The following is a 6494-nucleotide window of genomic DNA, read 5'->3' on the forward strand; positions in this document are numbered from 1 at the left end:
TGATCACTCGGCTATCAATTGTTCTATTTTCGTCATAAGCTTGTTTGATTGCGGACTAGTTACACTATAAAAATGGTCAACTACTTCACCATTTTTATTTATTAAATATTTGTGAAAATTCCACAATGGTTTTACCCCTATTCTTCCGTTTAATGATTTATCGGATAAATATCTAAACAACGGATCACAATAATCGCCTTTGACATGTATTCGCTTAAAAATTGGAAATGTCACTTGCTGATGTACCCGGCAAAATGTTTCAAGTTGTCGTCCGGTCATCGGTTCTTGTGCACGAAAGTCATTAGATGGAAACGCAAGGATTTCGAATCCTTGGTCTTTATATTTTTGATATAGTCTCTCTAAGGATTTAAATTGCTTGGTAAAAAAACATCGACTGGCAGTATTTACAATTAACACTACTTTTCCAGAATATTCTTGCAACGATTTCTTTTCCCCATTAAACTGTAATCCATGAAACTGATAAATCGTTTGCATAAAAGTCCTTTCTTATTTCGTTAATGCTCAGTTAGTGATTGTAGAGATTTTTGATCGGACGTTGTTGTTCATAACTCCTTATAATATTTTCAATTTCATAATCTTCCTCTGGATCATAAGCTGCTTTAAGATTGTGACCAAAGACCTGGGCAACGGACTGATAAAAAAAAGCCGACACCCCTCCTTTCATCTCTTTAAGCATCTCAAAACTCGTATTACCTGTTTGTCGTTGAACAAGCTTGATTAGAATTTTTCCTTGTGACACACTTAAGTTTTTTATTTCAGTGTTAAACTTATCTTTGATCTCCTTTTCACAAGATTTCACCAAGCGTTCTTCTTCTTTCTTACTGGAAACCATTGCTAAATCACGATCAAGCTTTTCATATCGTCTTTGCGCATAAATAGCATAAGGAAGCACCCGCAATACATTTCGCTTCAGACGCAAATATTTTATACGATCGTCTACTGTTTTAAAAGTACGAACCGCAGTCACCACGACGTCATCAATTGGGAACCAAGGAACAATCTCGCCATCATCTAGCTTAGTAGTCGTGAAACGCTCCACTGTTTTCCCCTCTCCTTGACCATAATGCGGCAATTGCAAAGCTTGCCCGTTACCCTGTAAAGGTATCAACGTGCAAAGCCACACACACATCCCTAATAACCGTTTCATCTAACTATTGAAAATAATAACTGTATTTTAATCTCTCTAAAATAATTGCTATATTTATATATTGTTTCCCCCTGTATTTATTAACTCCGAAACAACAATAATAAAAATAGTAATAAAAAAATAAAAAAGCAACTTTTTTCAGCGTGTATATGGAAGATTATGTGATTGATATTGAAGCAGAAAATAAGGAAATAAGAAAAAGGTATCGGGCATTGCTGCGCGCGTGTAAACCTACATTACAGCGTGGAGATAAACAGGAAATTCGGAAAGCGTTTGATTTAGCGCTTGAAAGCCATAAAGAGATGAGACGTAAGTCGGGCGAGCCTTACATCTACCACCCTATTGCTGTTGCCCAAATAGCGGCCGAAGAAATTGGCTTGGGCACGACATCGATCGTGTGCGCGCTATTGCATGATGTCGTCGAGGATACAGTTATCACGTTATCGGAAATAGAGACGCAATTCGGAAAGAAAGTTGCAAGAATAATTGACGGCTTAACAAAAATATCGGGCATATTCGATCCAAATAGCTCGATGCAAGCGGAAAATTTTCGCAAAATGTTGCTTACGCTAGCTGACGACGTAAGGGTGATTTTAATTAAGCTCGCAGACCGGCTACACAACATGCGAACTATGGAGTTTATGGCTCGACATAAGCAACTAAAAATTGCATCAGAAACAAGCTATCTATACGCGCCGTTAGCTCACCGGTTGGGACTGTATGCTATAAAATCTGAACTAGAGGATCTGTCTATGAAATACACAGATCCCGATACCTACAAATTTGTAGCGAGAAAGCTAAATGAAAAAAAGGCGGAAAGGGAAAAATTTGTTGCAGATTTCATCAAACCCGTCCAAGAAATACTGGAGGAACAAGGGATCAAAGCAGAGGTGTATGGGCGTCCCAAGTCGATCTATTCAATTTGGAATAAGATGCGCAAAAAATCAATTCCTTTCGAGGAAGTTTATGACTTATTTGCAATCCGCGTAATAATTGACACACCTACAGAGCGAGAAAAAACAGAGTGCTGGAAAGTTTACTCTATTATCACCGATCTGTACCGTCCTAATCCAGACCGGCTACGTGATTGGGTGTCTTCACCTAAAGGAAACGGCTACGAATCATTGCATACGACCGTTATGGGCCCAAGAGGACAATGGGTTGAAGTTCAAATACGAACAAAACGAATGAATGAAATCGCGGAAAAAGGCTTCGCCGCGCACTGGAAATATAAAGAATCGAATTCAGACAGCGGACTAGATCAATGGATCCAAAAAGTACGTAATATGCTAAGTAGTTCAGAGGAAAATGCACTGGATTTTGTCGATGACTTCAAGATGAACTTGTTTTCAGATGAAATTTTTATTTTCACTCCAAAAGGTACTCTCGTTCAGCTGCCTAATGGAGCTACAGCACTCGATTTCGCTTTTGAAATACACTCTGACATTGGAGCAACGTGTATTGGGGCTAAGGTTAACCATAAATTAGTTCCACTTAGCCATCCGCTCCAAAACGGCGATCAGGTTGAGATTATAACATCCAGTAAGCAAACGCCTAAGGAAGATTGGCTCAGTTTCGTAGTCACCGCGAAAGCCAAATCAAAAATTCGCTCCTCACTTAAAGAAGAAAAAAGACGAGTTGCCGAGGACGGTAAAGAAATTTTAGAGAGAAAACTAAAATCACTCAAGGTTACCTATAACACAGATAACCTTAATAAAATTTCAAATTTCTTTAAATACCCGAGTTCGCAGGAATTGTTTTACAATGTTGCAAAAGGTATAATTGATGTTAAAAATCTTCGCGAATTTGTTGCGAGCGAAAAGGCACCGGAACAAAATCATAATCAATTTAACACCCACATACCAGGACTCCTAGAGAAAGTCAACAAGAAAGAAATTGATACCATCTTAATCGGAGACGATTTACAAAAGATCGATTATACCCTCGCTCCATGCTGCAACCCAATTCCTGGGGATGATATTTTTGGTTTTTTAACGGTTAACGATGGAATTAAAATACACCGCACAAGCTGCCCTAACGCGTCCAAATTAATGGCGAATTACGGGTATCGCATACTTAAAGCTAAGTGGGCGTCCTCACAAACCAACGTTGCTTTTTTAACCGGGTTGCGAATTGTAGGTATTGATGATGTTGGTTTAGTTAACAAAATAACCAATGTAATTTCTAAAGAATTTAGCGTGAATATTCGTTCATTATCAATCAGCAGTAACGAAGGAATTTTCGAAGGTAATATCATGGTGTTCGTCAATCATATTGACCAGCTGGATAGTCTAATGAAAAACTTAAAAGAAATTAGTGGAATTACTGGTGTTTCTCGCTATGAAGCAGACCTTTAATCCGCAAAATGTCATCCTTTGCAAAAGGATCGTTTTTTAGAAAGGAAATAGGTAAATTTGTAATGCATTTAATCAAAACATGAATCAAGTGGAAAACTACCAAACGGTAAAAAAAATATTTGAAGCTTACTTAGAGAACAAAAATCTAAGAAAGACTCCGGAACGTTACGCTATTCTTGAGGAAATTTACTCCCGGTCAGATCATTTTGATGTGGAATCCCTTTATATTCACATGAAAAACAAGAAATATCGAGTAAGCCGTGCTACAGTGTATAATACGTTAGAACTTCTGGTATCTTGCGATTTGGTGACCAAACATCAATTCGGAAGAAACATGGCGCAGTTTGAAAAATCTTACGGATATAAGCAACATGATCATGTGATATGCATCGAATGTAATAAGGTTGTCGAATTTTGTGATCCACGAATCAATCAAATTCAAAGTCTTATGGGAGATTTATTAAAGTTTGACATCAAACATCATTCCCTCAATTTATATGGAATTTGTGAGGCATGCCAAACGGCAGATGCAGAAAATCAAAAAGAAAAAGCAAAGGAATCCGTAATTTCAAATTAATGCACTAATCGAATATTAATGTATTACCTTTGTTCAGAAAATTGGGCTGTCCCAATTTTTCTGAACTTTTATTTTTATAAGACGGTTGTTGAAATCATTAAATTTTAAATCTCAATATTTCAAATATTATGCAAGTTGATGTGCTTCTGGGCCTGCAATGGGGCGATGAAGGAAAAGGAAAAATCGTTGATGTATTTTGTCCTAAATACGATTTAATTGCACGCTTTCAAGGTGGGCCAAATGCGGGACACACATTGGAATTTGACAACAAAAAATTCGTATTAAATACTATTCCTTCAGGAATATTCAATGAAGGCACGCTCAACCTAATCGGTGGCGGTGTTGTAATCGATCCTATCATCCTTAAAAGAGAATTAGACAATTTGCGCAAAGCAGGTTTCGACCCTGTGGGAAAAGGTAAATTAGTTATTGCTCGCAGAGCACATTTAATACTACCTACTCACCAATTGTTAGATGCTGCTTCAGAGTCTAAAATGGGTTCGGGTAAAATAGGTTCTACATTAAAAGGGATCGGTCCAACTTATATGGATAAAACCGGCCGTAACGGATTACGTGTAGGAGACACCACACTTTCAAACTTTATCGAACGATACGAAAAATTGAAAGCGAAACACTTAGAGATTTTATCACACTACGGAGACGTTCCTGACTTTTCTGAAAAAGAAGCTGCGTTTTTAGAAGCAATTGAGTTTCTCAAAACAATCCCACATGTGGATTCGGAACATTTGGTTAATAGCTATTTAAAAGAAGGAAAATCAGTTTTAGCTGAAGGTGCACAAGGTACGCTGTTAGACGTAGACTTCGGCTCATATCCTTTTGTTACTTCGTCGAACACGACAACAGCTGGCGCCTGTACCGGTCTAGGTGTAGCACCTAAATCAATCGGATCAGTTTATGGTATCTTTAAAGCTTACGCAACCCGCGTAGGCGGAGGACCATTCCCTACTGAGCTCGATAATGAAACCGGCGAACAACTGCGCCAATTGGGACATGAATTCGGCGCAACTACTGGGCGAGCTCGCCGCACCGGGTGGATTGACTTACCTGCATTAAAGTATGCTATCATGTTAAACGGCGTTACCGAACTTATCATGATGAAAGCGGACGTACTGGATACATTTGAAAAAATTAATGTTTGTACCCATTATCGATATAACGGCGAAGTAATTGATTATATGCCATATGAAATCATTACTAACCAAGCAGAGCCTGTATTAGAAGAGATCCAAGGGTGGAATCAAGATATCACCAGTATTCGCTCAAAAGACGAAATACCAGCAGCGTTACAAGATTACATTACATATTTAGAAAAAGCATTAGAAGTACCTATCAAATACCTATCCGTAGGTCCCGACAGAGTACAAACAATCGAATTATAAATAGTATGGCTAAAGCCATTTTTGAGGTTGAAATTGAGTTTTTTCGTCAGCAAGCTTTAGATTGGGCTGACCAATTTGAAGAAGTTTGTTTCTTTCAATCCAATGGTTACCACGATGAGTATAGTAACATTAACTCATTATTAGCCGTACATGCGAAATTAAAGTTCGAATTTTTCGAACAAGGAGACACATTCGAGCAACTCGAAAAGTTTAGAGCCAAGCATCCAAATACATGGATGCCTGGCTTTTTTAGTTATGATCTAAAAAATGAAACGGAAAGTCTGACTTCGAGGTTTGAAAATCCACTTGATTTCCCGGAAGCATTTTTCTTTATCCCCAGAACTATTATTAAGTTTTGGGAGGCTAAAGTAGAAATCGAATCTGATAATCCACAAGAAATCTACGCAAAAATAATTCGGTATAACAACGCATCTACGTCTGAGAATTGCTCCAATGTAAAAGTTGAACGGAAAATGAGCAAAAAAGAGTACCTTGAAGCATTTGATAAACTGCAGGGACATATCCAACGGGGTGATATCTATGAAGTGAACCTTTGCCAGGAGTTCTTTGTAAAAGAGGTAAAAATCAATCCTCTTCTGCTCTACAGCAAATTAAATTCGCTATCTCCCACTCCTTTTTCTTGCTATGTTAAAGTTGGTAATAAGTTTATTCTTTCAGCATCGCCGGAGCGCTTTTTAGCAAAAAGAGGTAATCAATTAGTCTCTCAACCAATCAAAGGGACCGCACCGCGGGGAAAAACCATTGAAGAAGATGAACAAATTAAACGGACATTACGAAGCAACCCCAAAGAACTTGCCGAGAATGTTATGATCGTCGACCTAGTACGGAACGATCTAACAAAAAGTGCACTGCCCGGTACGGTCCGAGCGGACAAACAATTTGAAATCCATAGTTTTAAACAAGTTCATCAACTAATATCCACGATCAGCTGTCAACTGGCAAAAAATACGTCTGCAATTCAAGCGATTAAA

6 protein-coding genes are annotated in these 6494 nt (G+C 38.2%); 4 read left to right on the forward strand and 2 right to left on the reverse strand.

Annotated features, from left to right (window positions below; all coding sequences use genetic code 11):
• Nucleotides 1-3: 3 nt before the first annotated feature.
• Nucleotides 4-495: a glutathione peroxidase gene (locus HP439_RS06410; RefSeq protein WP_172389515.1), complete on the reverse strand. Its 492-nt coding sequence runs from the start codon at nt 493-495 to the stop codon at nt 4-6.
• A gap of 31 nt (nt 496-526) precedes the next feature.
• On the reverse strand, nt 527-1168 hold the full coding sequence (locus HP439_RS06415; protein WP_172389516.1) for a DUF4294 domain-containing protein: 642 nt from the start codon (nt 1166-1168) through the stop codon (nt 527-529).
• 149 nt (nt 1169-1317) lie between these two features.
• On the opposite strand from HP439_RS06415, the gene HP439_RS06420 reads away from it, so the two are divergent.
• From HP439_RS06420 to HP439_RS06435, 4 genes are all read left to right on the forward strand, one after another.
• A complete protein-coding gene (locus tag HP439_RS06420) occupies nt 1318-3525 on the forward strand; it encodes a RelA/SpoT family protein (protein ID WP_172389517.1) in 2208 nt (735 codons plus the stop codon).
• A 79-nt stretch (nt 3526-3604) separates the two neighbouring features.
• Nucleotides 3605-4102, forward strand: a complete 498-nt coding sequence (locus HP439_RS06425; protein WP_172389518.1) for a Fur family transcriptional regulator — start codon at nt 3605-3607, stop codon at nt 4100-4102.
• A 128-nt stretch (nt 4103-4230) separates the two neighbouring features.
• On the forward strand, nt 4231-5502 hold the full coding sequence (locus HP439_RS06430; protein ID WP_172389519.1) for an adenylosuccinate synthase: 1272 nt from the start codon (nt 4231-4233) through the stop codon (nt 5500-5502).
• A gap of 5 nt (nt 5503-5507) precedes the next feature.
• Nucleotides 5508-6494: chorismate-binding protein (locus HP439_RS06435; protein ID WP_172389520.1), on the forward strand; the 987-nt coding region annotated here is incomplete at its 3' end.

Origin of the sequence: Sphingobacterium shayense, from assembly GCF_013179575.1 — a bacterium.
GTDB lineage: Bacteria > Bacteroidota > Bacteroidia > Sphingobacteriales > Sphingobacteriaceae > Sphingobacterium > Sphingobacterium shayense.

What these genes read in the sequence shown, in the direction of transcription:
- HP439_RS06410 (WP_172389515.1), bottom strand. Translation starts at nt 495, where the DNA reads ATGCAAACGATTTATCAGTTTCATGGATTACAGTTTAATGGGGAAAAG.
- HP439_RS06425 (WP_172389518.1), top strand. Translation starts at nt 3,605, where the DNA reads ATGAATCAAGTGGAAAACTACCAAACGGTAAAAAAAATATTTGAAGCT.
- HP439_RS06420 (WP_172389517.1), top strand. Translation starts at nt 1,318, where the DNA reads ATGGAAGATTATGTGATTGATATTGAAGCAGAAAATAAGGAAATAAGA.
- HP439_RS06415 (WP_172389516.1), bottom strand. Translation starts at nt 1,168, where the DNA reads ATGAAACGGTTATTAGGGATGTGTGTGTGGCTTTGCACGTTGATACCT.
- HP439_RS06430 (WP_172389519.1), top strand. Translation starts at nt 4,231, where the DNA reads ATGCAAGTTGATGTGCTTCTGGGCCTGCAATGGGGCGATGAAGGAAAA.